The following is an 18,202-nucleotide window of genomic DNA, read 5'->3' on the forward strand; positions in this document are numbered from 1 at the left end:
GCGAGCGCTTCGTGGCTAAATGCTCTTCTTGTTCCTGTTTTTTTCCGGCCACCAGTGCTTGGCAAATCTCAGAATGACCAGAGCGGTCGCTACCCACAGGCAGCCAATCAGGGTATCGAAGAAGCGCCAGCGAATAAGCTGCAAGTCGCCGCCCTGATGCACCATGGCAATATCAATCACCAACAGCACCAGGACTGAAATCAGCAAACTGAACCACTGGTAACTCTGGCGCATCACCGCCGGGATAAACAGTGCCAGCACCAGGATAATGGGCGGGTAAAAGTCTCTGGGCAGCCACATCACCAGCATATAAGCGATAAGCACTCCCAGCAGGGTGCCGATAATGCGTTGCCGCAGTCTTTGCCAGGTATTGGCGTCATTGACGTGCATGACAAACAGTACGGTCAGGCCTACCCAGGCGGCGTGCTGGGCATGCAGGGCAAGGCCACTCAAGGTGGCAGCCAGAATGGTGAGTGGCAGCGTCAGGCCAAACAGGGGGCCGTTGATATCGCCGGCCATCAGTTGTTTCAGCTCAGTGGCAGGCGACCAGCCCTGTGGGTCATCCTTTGCCAGTGCGGCGACAATAAAGCTGATAAGCAGCGCCAGTAATGCACCCAGCAGATAGGCGAGGGCAGTATTCAGTGTGGCGGGCAGTCCCATCTCGGCCAGCAACATGGCAGCGGCGGTGAATTTACCCAGTAAGCTCAAATACGCCTGTTCCGGCCTGGGCTGCCCGGCCAGAAACGCGATAAGCACCAGCGCGGCAATGGCCAGCTCTCTGTGGCCCACAAGCAGCACACCCAATGCGCCTGAAGCTATCATCAAACACATGCCGCCAACGATGGCAAACACCTGCTGGCTGGTACCGTGGCGGGGATCCAGCCGCAGAGCAAACATGGCTCCCAGCGCCACAAAGGCCAGGGTTTGCGGGGCATCGATAATATAGCTGAGCAGCAAGGGCAGACCCATTGCGATGGCATAGCCACTGCCACGGATCCACTCAAACCGGGTTGGCGATTCCAGCACCTGTGTTTTCTCTGAAGGGGGATTAGGATTAGTGTATGAAACCGCTAAAGCAAAGGGCAGCCTGAGCTGCCCTTTGTGAAGTATGTTTAATGGCTTTGGGCCAATTTACTGCCCGGCCTGAGGCTGACCTGTGGCAGGAGGCTCGCTGGCCAGAGCGGCGGCTTTGGCTTCCATGGCTTCCAGCTTCTGAGCCACAAAGCCCGGAGACTTGGTATTACCTGAGATCAAACGGTACATGGCCGGGATCACAAACAGGGTCACCAGGGTGGCAAAGCCCATACCGAAGAACACTACGGTACCCACGGCAATGCGGCTTTCTGCACCGGCTCCGGTACTGATAATCAAAGGTACCGCACCCACAAGTGTGGTGAAAGCTGTCATCAAAATGGGGCGCAGACGGCGGGCGGAAGCATCGATAATGGCTTCGTTCAGCTCGAGACCTTTGTCACGCAACTGGTTGGCGAACTCCACAATCAAAATACCGTTTTTGGTCACCATACCTATCAGCATGATCATACCGATCTGGCTGTAGAGGTTCAGACCCTGGCTCATCAGCAGCAAACCAAGCAGGCCACCGAAGATACCCATAGGCACAGTGAACATCACCACCAGAGGGTTGATAAAGCTTTCGAACTGAGCCGCCAGTACCAGATAGGCCACCAACAGCGCCAGACCGAACACCATGGCCATATTGCTCTGGTTTTCTTTAAAGTCTCTGGACTCACCGGCATAGTCGATACTGATATCAGCTGGCAGTTTTTCAATCGCCTGAGCATCCAGGAAGTCCAGCGCTTCACCCAGGGTATAACCCGGGCCAAGGTTGGCTTTCAGGGTAATGGACTTCTGCTTGTTGGTGTGGCTCAGCTTCTGGGCAGAGGCCACCTCTTCAATTTTGGTCAGACTGTCCAGCGTTACCAATGCGCCTGAGTCACTGCGCAGGTAGATTTGGCTCAGATCAGACACTGAGTCAAAGCTGTTTTCGTCACCGCGCAGGTAGACGTCGTACTCTTCACCACGCTCAACATAGGTGGTCTCTTTACGGCCGCCCAGCATCACTTCCAGGGTGTCTGAGATATCCTTGACGCTGACGCCCAGTTCGGCGGCGCGCTGGCGATCTACTGTGACCAGCAGCTCAGGTGTGGTCTCGGCGTAATCCAGATCCACCCCTGTGACTATGCCAGACTCTTCGGCGACGATTTGCAGCTGCTGAGCCCACTTGTTCAGCTCCTGATAGTCACTGCCTCCCAGTACAAACTGTACCGGTTCGCTGGAGCCACCGCGGAAGCCCGGCATCATGGGCCATACCTTCACATCGGGAATGTCCTTAAGGGCAGCAGAGATCATCTTCAGCGCGTCAGTGGCATGCACATCTCTGTCTTCCCAGTCTTCCAGCAGCATGATGACAAAGCCGGTCTGATCACCGGCGCGGCCACCGAATGCCGGAGCCTGCATATTGAATGAACGCAGTACACCCTGACCCAGCAGTGGCAGCAGGCGCTCTTCTACGATATCCATATTGGCTGTCATTCGGTTGTAGCTGGTGCCTTCGGCGCCTTTGACAAAGGCAAACACCACGCCACGGTCTTCCTGTGGTGCCAGTTGGGACGGTACCAGTTTGGCCAGGCCTACACTGCCTGCCACACAGGCGATAATCACCAGCGGGGCGGCAAAGCGGAAGCGAACTGCCACAGCAACGGCTTTGCGGTATACCCGCTCAAGACCGGCAAACTGCCTATCGACCCACTTGGTGAATGGGCCCGGTTTAACGTTGGCTTTCAGCAGGTAGCTGGACATCACAGGTGTAAGAGTTAACGCCACCACGGAGGAGAAGATCACCGCCATGGCCAGAATCACTGAGAATTCGGTAAACAGCAGACCCACCATGCCATCCATAAAGGAGATAGGCAGGAACACCATCACCAGCACTGCCGTGGTTGCCACTACGGCAAAGCCCACTTCACGGGTACCCTTGTAGGCGGCCAGCAGTGGTGGCTCACCCTTTTCGATATGGTGGAAGATGTTCTCCACCACCACGATGGCATCATCCACCACCAGACCAATGGCCAGGATAAGCGCCATCAGGGTTAACAAGTTGATGGAGTAACCCAGCAGGTAGGCGGCGATAAAGGCCGAGATCAGAGAGACGGGTACTGTGACCGCCGGAATAATGGTGGCGCGGGCCTGACCGATAAAGACATACAGCACCAGTACCACCAGAATACCTGTGACATACAGGGTGGAGTACACCTCTTCGATAGAGCGCTCGATAAATACTGTCTTGTCGTAGTTCACCATGAGTGTGGTGCCTTCCGGCAGGAACTTTTGCACCTTGTCCACTTCGGCAGACACGGCTTTGGCGACCTGCAGCGGGTTGGCGTCGGACTGGGTGATGATGCCGATACTCAGGTTGCCTTCACCGTCACTCTTGAACGAGGAGTTTTCGTTTTCGGCACCGATAAATACCCGGGCGACATCTTTCAGGTAGATGGGATAGCCATCGGCAGTGCGGCGCACCACCAGATAGTCGAAGTCTTCCGGCTGCTGATACAGACGGTCAGTACGTACTGACATGACTGTGGTGTCGTTACGCACCTGACCACCCGGGGCTTCAACGTTCTCGGCGCGCAGAGCGGCAATAATGTCAGCTGTGGTGACGTCACGACCCGCCATCAGCTCTGGCTCAAGCTGCACGTACATCACCTGATACAGGGCGCCAGTCATACTCACTGAGCTGACGCCGGTCAGCAGGCTGAATCTGTCTACTAACACTCTCTGGGCATAGTCGGTCAGCTGGGTGCGGTCCATAATCGCGGACTTGAGGTTCAGATACACAGCAGGCTCACCCGAGCCGTTATCCCGCGAGACCATAGGGTCGTCGGCATCGTCGGGCAGGCTGCGCTGGGCACGGGCCACGGCGTCACGCACGTCGCTCACACCTTCAATCAGATCCCAGCCAAGCTCGAACTCTACGGTAATACGGGACATACCGTTACGGGTGACCGAGGTGACCTCTTCGATACCAGAGATACCAGTGATCTGGTCTTCCAGTACCTGAGTGACCTGGCTTTCCATAATGGAAGCAGCGGCTCCCTTATAGGTGGTCATTACCGTGACAACCGGGCTCTCTACATCCGGCATCTCCCTGACAGACAGTTTGCTGAAAGAGACGATGCCGAATACGCACAGCAGCAGCGACAGTACGATGGCAACAACCGGGCGTTTTACCGATACATCAGACAGCAGCATCAGCCATGTTCTCCTGCGACTTCAACTTTGTTGGCGGTCTGCTGTGGCAGCACTTTCACTTTTACGCCGTCGCGCATATTCACCAGACCCTGTACCACGATAACGTCATTCACTTTTACGCCGTCGTTGATCAGTACCTTGTCACCGATACGGGCACCTAGTTTGACCTCGGTGCGCTTCACTTTGGAGTCATCACCCAGGATATAAACGAAACGTTTGGTGCCAGAGTATTCCAGCGCCTGTACCGGGATTGCCGCCTGAGTCACAGCGGGCAGCTTGATATCGGCAGACAGCATCATGCCTGGCATCAATTTCAGCTCAGGGTTGTCAAAGGCAACGCGCACAGTCAGGTTCAGAGTTTGCGGATTTACCCGGGGATCTATAGCCACCACTTGGCCGTTAAAAAGGGTGGTTTGCCAGGCCTGAGAGCGGGCCTGTACTGTCATGCCGCGGCTTAAGCGGGACAGGTATTGTTCCGGCACAGCCAGATCCAGGTGCAGTTGGCTCAGATCATCCAAGGTCACCAGTTCGCTGCCAGTGGTGACCATTTTGCCTTCGGAGAAATCAATCAGGCCGACATGACCGTCAAAGGGGGCCTTGACGTTGTGATAGTCCCGCTCTGCTGCAGCCGCTTCCAGACGGGCTTTGGCCATGGCGACTTTGGCGCGCTGAGCGTCAATTTCACTCTGGGTCACTGCGTCTGAGTCTTTCAGCTTTTCAAATTCGGTCAGTTTGCGCTGTTCATCTTTGAGGTAAGCCAGAGCTTCATCTTCGGCAGCCTGAGCACGGGCATGGTCCAGCTCGAACAACACCTGATCCTTGCTGACCTTTTGATTATCAGTCACCAGAATATGGCTCACCTTACCGGCGACCTGAGGTGCCAGCTCTACCGACTTTTTAGCGGCCAGTTTGCCGATGACGGTGACATGCTGGGCCAGGGTTTCCTGCTCGACCAGGCCGGTTACCACGGCCACTTCACGGGCGGCCCCGCCATGGCCGGGCTTGGCATAAAGGGAGGGACTGAACAGGCCCAGGCAAACCAGGAAAAACATGGTGAACAGGGACAGGGGTAGCAGCGGACTACTGGCTTTTTTCATGGGCTCTTATCTCGCAAAACGGCAATTACGCAAACTTGGACAGCGTATTCTATGAAATTGCAGTAAAAGCGGGGTAAAGCTATGTAAATATCACCACTGATTTGTTGATTTGTGTGATGTGGATCACTCTGGTTGTTCAGCTTTGTAACAAGGTATTACTGGCATTTGGCCTGAGTTCTTGTCAGGGAGATATAAGCTATCTTCTGAAAATTCGCCTTAGTTTATTGTTACCCTCTGGAAAGCCTGAAAATAGTGCTTTTGTTTGGCTATAAAGCCCTGGTTTTGGTAGTGGAATTGCGAACCGGGTAGATTTTACACAGCTTTGACATGAAATTAACGACGATAGACTTGCCCTTGGGATGTTGGGCACATAAGATCCCTGCCACCCACAAAGATAAAGAATAAGCACTATGACCACTTTGACTCTTACCCGCCCTGATGACTGGCACATTCACCTGCGTGATGGAGCCTCCCTGCCTGATACTGTTCGCGACGCCGGACGTTATATGGGCCGCGCCATTGTAATGCCTAACCTGGTGCCTCCTGTGACCAACACACAACTGGCACTGGAATACTATGAGCGCATCAAGTCTCACACTGAAACCGGTTTTGAGCCGCTGATGGTGCTGTATCTGACTGACAACACTGACCCTGAAGAGATCCGTAAGGCTAAGGCCAGCGGTAAAGTGGTTGCCTGTAAGCTGTATCCGGCCGGCGCCACTACCAACTCTGACTCAGGTGTGACCAATGTCGAGAAGATTTACCCTGTGCTTAAGGTGATGCAGGAAGAGGGTATCTTGCTGCTGGTGCACGGCGAAGTGACTGACTCTGCCATTGATATCTTCGACCGTGAGCGCATCTTTATCGAAAATATTCTGTCTAAAGTGGTGGCGGATTTCCCTGAGTTGAAGATAGTGCTGGAGCATATTACCACCAAGGATGCGGTGGACTTTGTGATGTCAGCCAACGACAACGTGGCGGCTACCATTACCGCTCACCACCTGCTTTACAACCGCAACCATATGCTGGCCGGTGGTATTCGTCCTCACTTTTACTGCCTGCCTATTCTGAAGCGCAATACCCATCAGGACGCCCTGCTGGCTGCGGCTGCCAGCGGCAGCAAGAAGTTCTTCCTGGGTACAGACTCTGCTCCGCACACCAAGGATAAGAAGGAAGCCAGCTGTGGTTGTGCCGGTTCTTACACCGCCCATGCGGCGCTGGAACTGTACGCAGAAGCCTTTGAGTCAGTCAATGCTCTGGACAAGCTGGAAGCCTTTGCCAGCCACAATGGCCCTGATTTCTACGGTCTGCCACGCAACACAGACACTGTGACTCTGGTGAAGGATGAGTGGCAGGTGCCCGCGAGCTACCCTATGGCTGATGGCACTGTGGTACCTATCCGCGCCGGTGAAACTATCAGCTGGAAAGTGAAGGCCTAAACTTTCACTTTAAATACAAAAAGCCGCTCATTGAGCGGCTTTTTTGATCCTGCGGGAAAAGCGGTTTCGACCACAAAGGGCTGTGAGGTTATGGGGAAAAGCCAAAGCCAGAGCCAAAGCGGATTACCACGAAGGACACAGAAGACACGAAGAAGGGCAAAAGCTTCACAGGCAAGGGCTTGGGAAATGGCTTTCGTGTTTGCGTCGCTTTTCCTTCGTGTTCTTAGTGAAGCGAGCAGCGCGAGTGCTTCGTGGCCAAACATTCTTTTGCTGTCAGCGCTGTGGCCTTGTTGTGTTTCTCAAAGCCAAAGTGGATCACCACGAAGAACACAGAGGACACGAAGAAAAGCAAAGGAGCTTACCGCCCTTAATGCCTTACCTTCGTGTTCTTCGTGAGTAAACGCAGTGAGCGCTTCGTAGTTAGTGGCTTTTATCCTTGTCAGCGCGACTTAAGTTTCAATCCTGGTCGCTGGTCAGGCTGACCTTGCCACCCTGATACAGGCCACGGCTGAGCTTGCCGTCCTCGACCCAAAGAAGTTCACCGGACTCACCTCTCTTAATGCTGGAGTCAATAGCGATAATCTTGTTGTTGAAACGCCCAAGCACTCTGTCCTGAGAGGTGTGGCCCACCACGATATGGTTAACGCCGAAATGTGCCAGCAGCTGGTCAATCTGCTTTTCATTCAGCATATTTTTGCCTTTGAAATAACCGCGATACCAGGTTGGGCCATTTTTGTAGAACAGGAAGTTGAGCAGCTCTGACTGTTTGATCTCCTGTTTGGGAGTATCTATGTGCTCGCGGTACAGGTTATTGGCCTTACTGATGGTGAGATCTGTCTCCAGCCAGTCAGGGCTGATGCCACCATGCATAAACAGCATATCGTTGATTTTCACCAGGGTGTGCTTACTACGCAGCCACTGTCCCAGCTCGGTTTCTGTGCCATACAGGGCATCATATTTTCTGTCGGTCAGCTCCTCTGTGACCTTGTATCTTGGATGGATATAGCGCAGGTCTCCTTTGAGCACCATCTGCTCATGGTTACCCATCAGCAGGTGCAAACGGCCTCCCGCTTCCTGAGCCTGTTTATCCAGTTGGTATACCAGCCAGAGTACTTCGTTGATTTGTGGACCACGGTCAAACATATCGCCGGTGATCACCAGATGTGCTTTACCCAGCGCCCAGTTGTCATCTTTGTCAATCACGCCCTGATTGCGAAGCAGTGTGTGCATGACATCGTACTGACCGTGGACATCACTGAAGGCGACTATGGTGTCGACACCGGAGAAGCTATCGGCTTCTACGGTGTTTTTCAGTTCATGCAGAGTCGGCTGCGGCAGTTCGCCACAGTTTTCAGGGCGCAGTACTTTGGGAGAGTCGATATGGGTTTGCTTGTGTTCGCTGTGACAGATCCAGCTGGCATTGTCTGGCTTTCTATCCGGTGCAAACACGTAAGGGCCGTCAGTCACATCATGCTGGCTGGCCAGGGAGGAGCCGGTCAGGACAGTAGCAAGCAGACCGGAGCTTAGGAATATCAGGGGCAAGGCCATCAGCGCAGGACGGCGGCTAATTTGGCGAAAAGGCACAGCTTCTTCCTTGGTTATCATTATTCAGGAGTAAGCCCGGTCTTTGCCGGGTAAAGTGTGCCTATCTTGCCAGCTGGTGAAACTGTATACAATCGACTTGTAACGAAAATGTAATTTTATGCAGTGGTTCCAGCTGAGGCCCCAGGGTCAGTCCTGAATATACACATTAAAACTCAGGGAGATCCGCACCTTGTCAGAACGGTTTTGCATCACGCCATGGGGGACGTGGGAGCGGAACAGCACCAGACGATTAGGTTTGGGGGCATAGCTGGCTTCAAAGGTCTCCAGTCCCTGTGAGGATTGATAGCCGCTGGCGCCAAAGGCGGGGTGGTAGAACTTGATATCCCCTGAGTTGGGCTCAGCTTCCAGGTACAGGCTACCGCTGATAAAGGAGGGGCTGGTAGGGTGCATATGGTGATGTACTTCCTGACTGTCGCCGGGGAAGTAGAAGTTCAGCCAACTCTCCCTGATCTCCAGCGCTTTGGCATCCGGATGCAGTTTTTTGATAAAGCCACCGCAGTGTTGAGTCAGCCAGTGATGCAATTCATCCAGTTGGTATTTGTGTAAGACCTGTCTGTGCTCAAGGTGCCGCGACTGAATATAGCTGCGGGATTTGGCGTCGTCCCGGGAAAGTATTTCTTTGTATTCGGTATCCAGCATTTGCGCTACGCTGGACTGGATCATCCCGGCCTCAGCCTCACTGGCATCATGGTGGTATACAGGGGTGGCAAACCAAAGATCGATTTTCATGGTAACTGACTGTTTTTATTGTTTGTCATAACCCTAACATGATGAATCCCTGATAAGAAGTGTTCAGCTATCTGCCCTTATTTTTCATAATTCTTCATCCAGTGGCGGAGCTTTTGTCACATTTGTAATCCAGTACGCATTTAGCGGGCTGATTACAGAGACAGGGCGGCATTATTTTGCGTCTTTTTATGGAAAGATACGTCTAACAGTCCGGTGCCACCTGAGGGCGCCGATTTCCGAGGATAAAAGCGTGCAAAGCAACAGATTCAAAGAGTGGGGATTAATCCTCAAATTGTTTGGCGGCATAGTGCTGGGGGCCGGAGTTGGCCTGGTAGCCGATGAAAATGCCATGGCCGTGGTGAGCTCCATTAAATACACCCTGGGCCAGTTTATTTTCTTTATGGTGCCTTTAGTGATTATTGGCTTTATTGCGCCGGCGATTACCCGCCTCAGGCACAATGCCAATCGTATGTTGGGGGCCGCTATCTCCATCGCCTACCTGTCTGCTGTAGGCGCGGCGACTATGGCGTATTTTGCCGGATTGTGGATTATCCCTCATATGTCGGTGCCCACCTCCATTGAGGCATTGCGTCATGTGCCTGAGGCGGTATTCAAGCTGGACATTCCACCTTTGATGTCAGTTATGAGTGCCCTGGTCACCGCCATCGTATTGGGGATTGCTGTGCTGTCCACCAAGGCCAAACAGTTTGAAGCCCTGCTGGGTGAATTTGAATCTATCATGCTGCTGGTGGTTAAAGGCATGGTGATCCCCGTATTGCCTTTCTTTGTGGCGGCCACTTTTGCGGGATTGGCCTATGAAGGCACATTGACCGAGCAGCTACCGGTATTCCTTAAAGTGGTGGTGCTGGCGATTATCGGCCATGTGATCTGGCTGGCGGTGCTCTATGGCATTGGCGGCGCTCTTTCGCGTAAGAACCCCTGGCAGGTACTGCGCCATTACGGCCCGGCTTACCTGACGGCGGTGGGTACCATGTCCAGCGCAGCCACTTTACCGGTAGCACTGGAGTGCGCCGGTAAGTCTCCTGTGCTGAGACGAGACACTGTGGATTTTGCTATTCCACTGGGAGCGACCATTCATCTGGCAGGCTCTGTGCTGACCGAAACCTTCTTTGTGATGGTGATTTCCCTCATGCTGTATGGCGCGCTGCCATCTATGGGCACCATGGCGCTGTTTATCCTGCTGTTTGGCATTTTCGCCATTGGTGCGCCGGGTGTGCCGGGAGGGACAGTAATGGCCTCCATGGGCCTGGTGGTTGGTGTGCTTGGCTTTGATGCCACGGGCGTGGCCTTGTTGCTGGCAGTGTTTGCGCTGCAGGACAGCTTTGGTACTGCTACCAATGTGACCGGTGATGGTGCCATTGCCCTGATGTTGGAAGGCCTGTTCCCCGGCTCTGATTCTGCATCGTCCCAGGTGGACAAAGTATAGTATCGGGCCTGAACCCGAGATTGCTTTAACACCCCGGGGAGTTTGTTCCCCGGGACTTTGCGGCTAAAATTGCCGGTATCTCATTCCAGCAAACGTCTGTCCCCGGATAACACTATGGAACATCACTGGCAGCTCCATAAAGCCAAACTGCGAAGTTATCTTGCCCGCCATCTTAACCATGATGCCGACACAGATGACATTCTGCAGGAGGTCTACATTAAGGCGCACACTCAGTGGCACACCCTGAAATCTCAAACCAGTTTGAGCGCCTGGCTGCATCGCATTGCCTATAACACTTTGATGGACCATTTTCGCCAATCAAAGCCCTGGGATGAGTTACCTGATTCTCTGGAGTCACCTGACGCAGACGAAACCGAGATGGCGCACCAGCAATTGTCTGAGTGTTTGCGCCCTTTGATGGAAGAGTTACCGGAGAAATATCGTGTGCCACTGGAGATGGCTGATCTGGATGGTAAGAATCAACAACAGGTGGCGGATGAACTCGGATTGTCCCTGTCCGGTGCCAAGAGTCGCGTTCAGCGCGGCCGGATACTGCTCAAAGAGAAGTTCACTGCCTGTTGTGATATTGAGGTTGGCCGTGGCGGAGTGACTTCATTCAGTCCCAAAAAACCGGGATCTCAACGCTGCTGAAAGCCCGGCTTGATTATTAGGTGGTTAAAGCACGGCTTCAAAACACTCCAGCTTTGGTGGGCCTGCATAGATATCCTTGCGGCCTTTACCTGCATTGGCATGGGCCTTACGGAAGGCGTCTGACTTGGTCCAGGCTTCAAATGCCTGTTTTGATTCCCAGATGGCGTGTGAAGAAAACAGGGTGAACTCTTCACTACTTTCGCCCTGCAGCAGATTGAAGGATTTAAAACCCGGCACTGTCTCCAGATAGCTGTCACGGCCAGCCCAGATATCGATAAAGTCCTGTTCACAGCCAGGTTTAATTTTGAAGCGGTTCATGGCGATATACATGTCTGCATTCCTTTCTTTAATGGCTGAGCGATAGACGCTCGCGCAGATTCAACCTTTGAGAGGTCACCCTAACTTGTCCTTTGTCTATCGACAAGCCTTTGAAAACAGATGGCTATGATTTCATTTATCGTTTAAGTGCAAGCTTGTTTCCGAATGAAGCAGGCAATAAAAAAAAGCCAGCGCTGGGCGCTGGCTTTTCAAGGGACAAGAGTAAGCTTATTTGCTCATACGCTTGTACTTCAGACGGTGCGGTTCTACCACATCGGTGCCATAGGTGTTCTTCAACCAGGTTGAGTACTCAGTGTAGTTACCTTCGTAGAAGTTCACCTGACCTTCATCACGATAGTCCAGGATGTGGGTACAGATACGGTCGAGGAACCAACGGTCGTGGGAGATCACCATGGCACAGCCAGGGAATTCCAGCAGAGCCTCTTCCAGTGCACGCAGGGTTTCTACGTCAAGGTCGTTGGTTGGTTCGTCGAGCAGCAATACGTTACCGCCAGCCTGCAACAGCTTGGCCAAATGTACACGGTTACGCTCACCACCGGACAGCTGACCGATAATCTTCTGCTGATCGCCACCACGGAAGTTAAAGCGACCCACATAGGCGCGGCTCGGGATTTCAGTGTTGTTGATACGCATGATGTCCTGACCACCGGAAATCTCTTCCCATACTGTGTTCTTGTCATTCATGGAATCGCGGAACTGTTCAACCGAAGCAATTTGCACTGAATCACCCAGTGAGATTTCACCGCTGTCCGGTTGCTCTGCGCCACTGATCATACGGAACAGGGTCGATTTACCCGCACCGTTGGCACCGATAATGCCGACGATAGCGCCTTTGGGTACAGAGAAAGACAGGTTGTCGATCAGTACGCGGTCGCCATAGGTCTTGGTCAGGTTGTTGACTTCAATGACCTTGTCGCCCAGACGTGGTCCAGGTGGAATGAAGAGTTCGTTGGTCTCGTTACGACGCTGGTAATCACTGGTGTTCAGCTCTTCAAAGCGGGCCATACGGGCCTTACCTTTGGACTGACGACCCTTGGCACCCTGACGTACCCACTCCAGTTCTTTGGCAATGGTCTTTTGACGGGCGCTTTCGGCGGCAGATTCCTGCTGCAGACGGGCATCTTTCTGCTCCAGCCAGGAGGAGTAGTTACCTTCCCATGGGATACCTTCACCACGGTCCAGTTCCAGAATCCAGCCAGCGGCATTATCCAGGAAGTAACGGTCGTGGGTAATTGCCACAACAGTACCTGAATATTCCTGCAGGAAGTGCTCAAGCCAGGCTACAGACTCGGCGTCCAGGTGGTTGGTCGGTTCGTCCAGCAGCAGCATGTCTGGTTTTTCCAGCAGCAGGCGACAGATAGCGACACGACGGCGCTCACCACCAGACAGCACCTCAATTTTGGCATCCCATTCAGGCAGACGAAGAGCATTGGCTGCACGTTCCAGAATGTTGTCCAGGTTATGGGCATCCTGAGATTGAATGATAGCTTCCAGTTCACCCTGCTCTTTGGCCAGGGCATCGAAGTCGGCATCTGGCTCAGCATATGCGGCGTAAACTTCGTCCAAACGGGTCAGAGCGTTTTTGGCCTCAGACACTGCTTCTTCGATGGCTTCACGAACGGTTTGCTCAGGATCCAGTTTTGGCTCCTGTGGCAGGTAACCGATTTTAATGCCTGGCATAGGGCGGGCTTCACCCTCAATTTCGGTATCGATACCGGCCATAATGCGCAGCAGGGTAGATTTACCCGAGCCGTTCAGACCCAAAACACCAATCTTGGCGCCTGGGAAGAAGCTTAACGAAATATCTTTGAGGATCTGCTTTTTGGGGGGAACGATTTTCCCTACCCTCAGCATGCTGTAAACAAACTGAGCCATGGTTAATTCCTGTGTTCAAAATTGGCCGCAGTTTACTAAATTGCAGCATTTACTGCCAGAGAGTAGCGTGGTGTTACTACTCATGGATGATGAAAAAACATTCGCTATTCATTGCTTTGTTGGAGGATTGAACAAGTTGAGGGATAGCTCTTTTTGTTCCTGGTATTTACACCCTGGATTCTACTATCAACAGTATAGTAGGTTGAATGGGACGGCTCGGTTTGGTGACATGAGTTGCTGGTACTACAACAAATACATATAGACTGGTTCGAAAATCCTCCAGTTGTCTGATAGTGTTTTATTGGCGTTGGTAACGGATTGATCGCTTTTCCATATTGAGGAAGATGAGATGATTTTCTTGAGACAGTTTCTAAACGTTATAATCGTTTTGTTAATTTACGCCCCATGGGAACGAACAGAAGCGTTTCAGCTTGATTTAGATAGCAAATTGAAATCAGAAAATGGTGCGTGGTATTTCAATGATAGTAAGTTTATTAGTGGTAAAGGAGTTCCGGTTCATGAATCATTGATTCTGAAATCCGTTCTGGCCGCGAATCTTCCTCAACTGAACGATGAGGAAAAAGTAAATTTAATAGAAGATCTAGTTATAGGTGTCCGCTGGAATGATGACCCTCTTCAAATGTTTCGCCAAGACATTTTAGGGGGCGCCTTAACGTTCAAGCATTCTTGTAAAAAAGATATTGCAGAAAAAGTGGATTCAGAATGGGATTTGCACTACAGAACACATTGCGGAGACATGCAGTTTTTACATGCTATGGCCAGTAGTGAATCAGAGGTAGCAGCAGATACATACAAAAAAATGATTGCTTGGATGGAGTATTCGTATCGGGTGGCGACGGGCTCATTACATGGGGATCTTTACTTTAAAGGCGTTCATTACCGGATGACGGGAGAAAATGCAAAAATATTTAAATCGATAATGCTTGAGGGAAATCCTAAAAGGAAAATGTGGAGAGCGGACGGACTATTTAGTTTGAAATGTAAAAGGCGCTCAGATTTAAAATGTGAACAAATTCCATTTAGCCAAGAAACAACACGCAATATTGCTTTGGGTTCATTACTTCATGTATTGCAAGATTCATTCTCTAGGTCACATACAGCAAGGAACTCTTCGGGGGAGTTGCTATATTTTGGTTTTTATAATGATCAACGCCAAATTCTTCATAATGCTCTTGATAGGGAATATGTCCCACCAACCGAAATTGAGTTGATAAATATATCCGCGAAGATTATTGAGGCAGTAGTTAATGATAGATATAGAGATTACCCATTTGACAAAGTTATAAGAACAGAGCTGGACAGCTGGGGAGAGGTTTCGAAGGAAGTTATAGTGCCCGCATTACGGCCTGTCCGTATGGAGTCCAAGGCTACCGATTTAGGATTGATGTAACACTCAAATTTTAGTTATGGACGTAAGGAATTGCCCACGGCTCAAACTCTTCTTCGATACTTGATTTTGTAAAACATGATCAGTTAAGACCTCTTTAGCCAAGCGGGCTGCAACTCTTCAGTAGCAGCCCGCTTTAGTACAGTACCTTTAAGATATCGTCTCGGGTTAAACGACAGCAAGCTGATTACGCTCAATCGGCTTATCGTTAATTGGCAGGTGCAGAATACCTGCGATAAAGGCCAGTACCACAGTGGCATACCAGATCGCATCGTAGGAGCCGGTAATGTCGTACAGGCGGCCACCGGCCCAGGCACCCAGGAAACTGCCGACCTGGTGGGTGAAAAACACCAGACCGTACAGGGTCGACAGATAACGGGCACCGAAAATCTGACGTACCAGGCCTGAGGTCAAAGGCACAGTGCCCAGCCAGCAAAAACCAATGGCAGCGCCGAATATGGCGGCGGTATCCACGGTGACAGGCAGCATCACAAAGGCACCGATAACCGCAGTACGCATCATATACAAAGCACACATCACGTGGCGTTTGTTGAATCTGTCACCCATTACGCCCCAGAAGTAGGAACCGAAGATGTTGAAGATACCCACATAAGCCAGAGCCATGGCTGCGCTGGAGGCTGGCAGGTGTTTATCTGCCAGATAAGAGGGCAGGTGGGTGGCAATAAACATCACATGGAAGCCACACACAAAGAAGCCAGCATGGATCAGCCAGTAGCCTTTGTGATGGAAGGCTTCACTCAGCGCCTGTTTCAACGTCTGTTCCGGTACTGGAGTCGTTTGATTCTGGCCGTCTGGCTTTGCTGCTGTGTTCATAAACAGACCGAAGGCAGCCATGACTGAGCACAGAGCGGCGAATACCATCATTGCTTGCTGCCAGCCAAAATCACTCAACAGATACTGAGCGCCGGGGATCACCGCAAACATGCCGAAAGAACCTGCGGCCGTTGTCAGGCCAAAGGCCTTGGCAGCATGTTCGGCAGGCACGACTTTGGCCACGGCACCAAGAATAATGACATAGCTGGTGGCACTCAGGCCCAGACCGACCAAAGCGCCCAGTGAGAACAGCAATACACTTGGCTCAGTGGCTATTGAGGTCAGGTATAAACCCAGGCCATAGGCTATTGAGCCACCAATGACCACGCGCTTGGCACCAAAGCGGTCAGCAGCCATTCCCACAAAGGGTTGAAACACGCCGAACAACAGGTTCTGCAGCGCAATGGCAAAGCTGAAGAACTCGCGGCCAGTGCCGAAAAACTCGGAAACCGGCATCATGAAAATGCCGAATGATTGTCTAATCCCCAGACAGATGATCAATATCCCTATCCCCAACCAAACCAGCAGGGGGAAGCGGAAAATACTCATAGAAAAACTCAGTGATGGTGGTGGGCAGAGTCGCCCTGACGGGTGTTTTGTTCGCCGGTTGAATGCTGACCGCCCTGATGGCAACCGGCCTGTGTAGCATGACTGGCCAGCAGCTCAATCAAGCCGGGCGTGTGGTGTACTACCAGCAAGGTGGCAGTCAGCAGCAGTGTCATTCGACACAGCTGGGCACGCAGGGATTGGGAGAACATAAACAATGCCTAATGTAATGAAAGCCGCGCAGTTTACTGGGCCGATCACAGTTTCTCCAATAACAAATTGCCCTTGCCCCTATGCCTCAGGTGCATAGTGTGAAGGTATTCGTGATTTGGAACTGGCTCCAAAGGGAATTTGGCACAAAGACGGCAGGTAAACTGAATGGCGACAATGCACGTAGCAAGATAGGGGACAGGAATTGAGTTTACGTTTTGCCGAACAAGTCAGGCTGTTCATGTCAAAGCCTTGTGCGAAAAGGGATTGTCGTTTGCAGGCTGTGTGAAATAGCGACGATGAACGGATTTCTATACAGCCTTGCAACATTTTCAGGATGACTGGACTGTGATTGTGATCAATCGCGGAGTAGAATACCGCGCAACCCTACGATTAAGAATAAGTTTATTAATTTAACAGCCGGAGTGACCATGCTGACTAAAGACATGAACATCGCGGATTACGATCCCGACCTGTTTGCGGCGATTGAGGATGAGACCCGTCGTCAGGAAGAGCACATTGAACTTATCGCCTCCGAGAACTACACCAGTCCTCGCGTAATGCAGGCGCAGGGTTCTCAGCTGACCAATAAGTACGCCGAAGGTTATCCGGGTAAGCGCTATTATGGTGGTTGCGAGTATGTCGACAAAGTAGAAACCCTGGCTATCGAGCGCGCTAAAGAACTGTTTGGTGCCGTGTATGCCAACGTGCAGCCACACTCAGGTTCTCAGGCTAACCAGGCCGTCTATATGACTCTGTTGAAGCCAGGCGACAAGGTACTGGGCATGAACCTGGCACACGGTGGTCACCTGACTCACGGCTCACCGGTTAACTTCTCCGGCAAGCTGTATGACATCATTCCTTACGGTATCGATGAAGCGGGCAAGATTGATTACAACGAGCTGGAAACTCTGGCCGTTGAGCACCAGCCAAAGATGATTATTGGTGGCTTCTCTGCCTACTCAGGCGTGGTTGATTGGGCCCGTATGCGTGAAATCGCTGACAAAGTGGGTGCTTACCTGTTTGTGGATATGGCTCACGTAGCAGGTCTGATTGCAGCCGGTGTTTACCCGGACCCACTGCCACACGCTCACGTAGTGACCTCTACCACTCACAAGACCCTGGCCGGTCCTCGTGGCGGCATCATTCTGTCTGCCCATAATGACGAAGATCTGCACAAGAAGCTGAACTCTGCCGTATTCCCGGGTGGTCAGGGCGGTCCTTTGATGCATGTTATCGCCGGTAAAGCGGTGGCCTTCAAAGAAGCACTGGAGCCAGAGTTCAAGGTATATCAGGCGCAGGTTGTGGCTAACGCCAAAGCTATGGTGGAAGTGTTCCTGGAGCGCGGCTACAAGATTGTTTCCGGTGGTACTGAAAATCACCTGATGCTGGTGGACCTGATCGACAAAGATATCACGGGTAAAGAAGCTGACGCTGCTCTGGGCCGCGCCAACATCACAGTGAACAAGAACTCAGTGCCAAACGACCCTCGCTCTCCGTTCGTGACTTCCGGTATCCGTATCGGTACGCCTGCCATCACCCGTCGTGGCTTTAAAGAAGATGAAGCCAGGTTGCTGACCGGTTGGATCTGTGACGTGCTGGATGACGTGAACAACGAAGGCAACATTGAGAAGGTGAAGCAGCAGGTTCTTGAGCTGTGTGCCAAATTCCCTGTGTATGCCTGAATCCTGAATTGATGCTGATGGATTGAGTAATTTACCCAGATATGAGGTAGCTCAGCTTTTTCCAT

14 protein-coding genes are annotated in these 18,202 nt (G+C 52.0%); 5 read left to right on the plus strand and 9 right to left on the minus strand.

Annotated features, from left to right (window positions below; translation table 11 throughout):
• Window positions 1–15: 15 nt before the first annotated feature.
• The 3 genes from L2725_RS03285 to L2725_RS03295 all read right to left on the minus strand — a co-directional run bounded on the left by L2725_RS03285 (window position 16) and on the right by L2725_RS03295 (window position 5,369).
• Complete coding sequence (locus L2725_RS03285; protein WP_249247636.1) at window positions 16–1,026, minus strand: FUSC family protein; 1,011 nt, start codon at window positions 1,024–1,026, stop codon at window positions 16–18.
• 105 nt (window positions 1,027–1,131) lie between these two features.
• Window positions 1,132–4,272: a multidrug efflux RND transporter permease subunit gene (locus L2725_RS03290; RefSeq protein WP_249247637.1), complete on the minus strand. Its 3,141-nt coding sequence runs from the start codon at window positions 4,270–4,272 to the stop codon at window positions 1,132–1,134.
• Window positions 4,272–5,369: an efflux RND transporter periplasmic adaptor subunit gene (locus L2725_RS03295; RefSeq protein WP_249247638.1), complete on the minus strand. Its 1,098-nt coding sequence runs from the start codon at window positions 5,367–5,369 to the stop codon at window positions 4,272–4,274. The genes L2725_RS03290 and L2725_RS03295 overlap by 1 nt, the downstream gene beginning before the upstream one ends.
• Window positions 5,370–5,779: 410 nt before the next feature.
• Here L2725_RS03295 and pyrC point away from each other — a divergent pair, with 410 nt between their 5' ends.
• Window positions 5,780–6,808 (plus strand): dihydroorotase, encoded by a 1,029-nt coding sequence (pyrC, locus tag L2725_RS03300; protein WP_249247639.1) that lies wholly within the window; start codon window positions 5,780–5,782, stop codon window positions 6,806–6,808.
• 456 nt (window positions 6,809–7,264) lie between these two features.
• Here pyrC and L2725_RS03305 read toward each other — a convergent pair whose 3' ends face one another.
• Both L2725_RS03305 and L2725_RS03310 read right to left on the minus strand, forming a co-directional pair.
• Window positions 7,265–8,356 carry a metallophosphoesterase gene (locus tag L2725_RS03305; protein ID WP_283164199.1) on the minus strand — a complete coding sequence of 364 codons (1,092 nt, stop codon included), beginning with the start codon at window positions 8,354–8,356 and terminating at the stop codon, window positions 7,265–7,267.
• Window positions 8,357–8,539: 183 nt separating this feature from the next.
• Entirely contained in the window at window positions 8,540–9,142 is a 603-nt protein-coding gene (locus L2725_RS03310; protein ID WP_249247641.1) for a TIGR02466 family protein, read from the minus strand.
• Between the two features lie 250 nt (window positions 9,143–9,392).
• Between L2725_RS03310 and L2725_RS03315 the strand changes: the two genes are divergently transcribed.
• Together L2725_RS03315 and sigZ are read left to right on the plus strand one after the other, a co-directional pair.
• Window positions 9,393–10,589 carry a dicarboxylate/amino acid:cation symporter gene (locus L2725_RS03315; protein WP_249247642.1) on the plus strand — a complete coding sequence of 399 codons (1,197 nt, stop codon included), beginning with the start codon at window positions 9,393–9,395 and terminating at the stop codon, window positions 10,587–10,589.
• Between the two features lie 114 nt (window positions 10,590–10,703).
• Entirely contained in the window at window positions 10,704–11,240 is a 537-nt protein-coding gene (gene sigZ / locus L2725_RS03320) for an RNA polymerase sigma factor SigZ (RefSeq protein ID WP_115135349.1), read from the plus strand.
• Window positions 11,241–11,264: 24 nt separating this feature from the next.
• On the opposite strand, the gene hmuQ is transcribed toward sigZ, so the two are convergent.
• Together hmuQ and ettA are read right to left on the minus strand one after the other, a co-directional pair.
• Window positions 11,265–11,570: a heme-degrading protein HmuQ gene (gene hmuQ / locus L2725_RS03325; protein ID WP_249247643.1), complete on the minus strand. Its 306-nt coding sequence runs from the start codon at window positions 11,568–11,570 to the stop codon at window positions 11,265–11,267.
• Between the two features lie 216 nt (window positions 11,571–11,786).
• Window positions 11,787–13,454 carry an energy-dependent translational throttle protein EttA gene (ettA, locus tag L2725_RS03330; protein WP_115135346.1) on the minus strand — a complete coding sequence of 556 codons (1,668 nt, stop codon included), beginning with the start codon at window positions 13,452–13,454 and terminating at the stop codon, window positions 11,787–11,789.
• Between the two features lie 349 nt (window positions 13,455–13,803).
• Here ettA and L2725_RS03335 point away from each other — a divergent pair, with 349 nt between their 5' ends.
• Window positions 13,804–14,865, plus strand: coding sequence for a hypothetical protein (locus L2725_RS03335; protein WP_249247644.1), 1,062 nt, complete (start codon window positions 13,804–13,806; stop codon window positions 14,863–14,865).
• A 165-nt stretch (window positions 14,866–15,030) separates the two neighbouring features.
• Here the strand turns inward: L2725_RS03335 and L2725_RS03340 are convergent, their stop codons facing one another.
• Both L2725_RS03340 and L2725_RS03345 read right to left on the minus strand, forming a co-directional pair.
• Window positions 15,031–16,245, minus strand: a complete 1,215-nt coding sequence (locus tag L2725_RS03340; RefSeq protein ID WP_249247645.1) for an MFS transporter — start codon at window positions 16,243–16,245, stop codon at window positions 15,031–15,033.
• A gap of 8 nt (window positions 16,246–16,253) precedes the next feature.
• Window positions 16,254–16,454 (minus strand): hypothetical protein, encoded by a 201-nt coding sequence (locus L2725_RS03345; protein WP_249247646.1) that lies wholly within the window; start codon window positions 16,452–16,454, stop codon window positions 16,254–16,256.
• A gap of 429 nt (window positions 16,455–16,883) precedes the next feature.
• On the opposite strand from L2725_RS03345, the gene glyA reads away from it, so the two are divergent.
• On the plus strand, window positions 16,884–18,137 hold the full coding sequence (gene glyA, locus L2725_RS03350) for a serine hydroxymethyltransferase (RefSeq protein WP_115135343.1): 1,254 nt from the start codon (window positions 16,884–16,886) through the stop codon (window positions 18,135–18,137).
• The last annotated feature ends 65 nt before the right edge of the window (window positions 18,138–18,202 follow it).

Origin of the sequence: Shewanella corallii, from assembly GCF_023349125.1 — a bacterium.
Classification (GTDB): Bacteria; Pseudomonadota; Gammaproteobacteria; order Enterobacterales; family Shewanellaceae; genus Shewanella; species Shewanella corallii.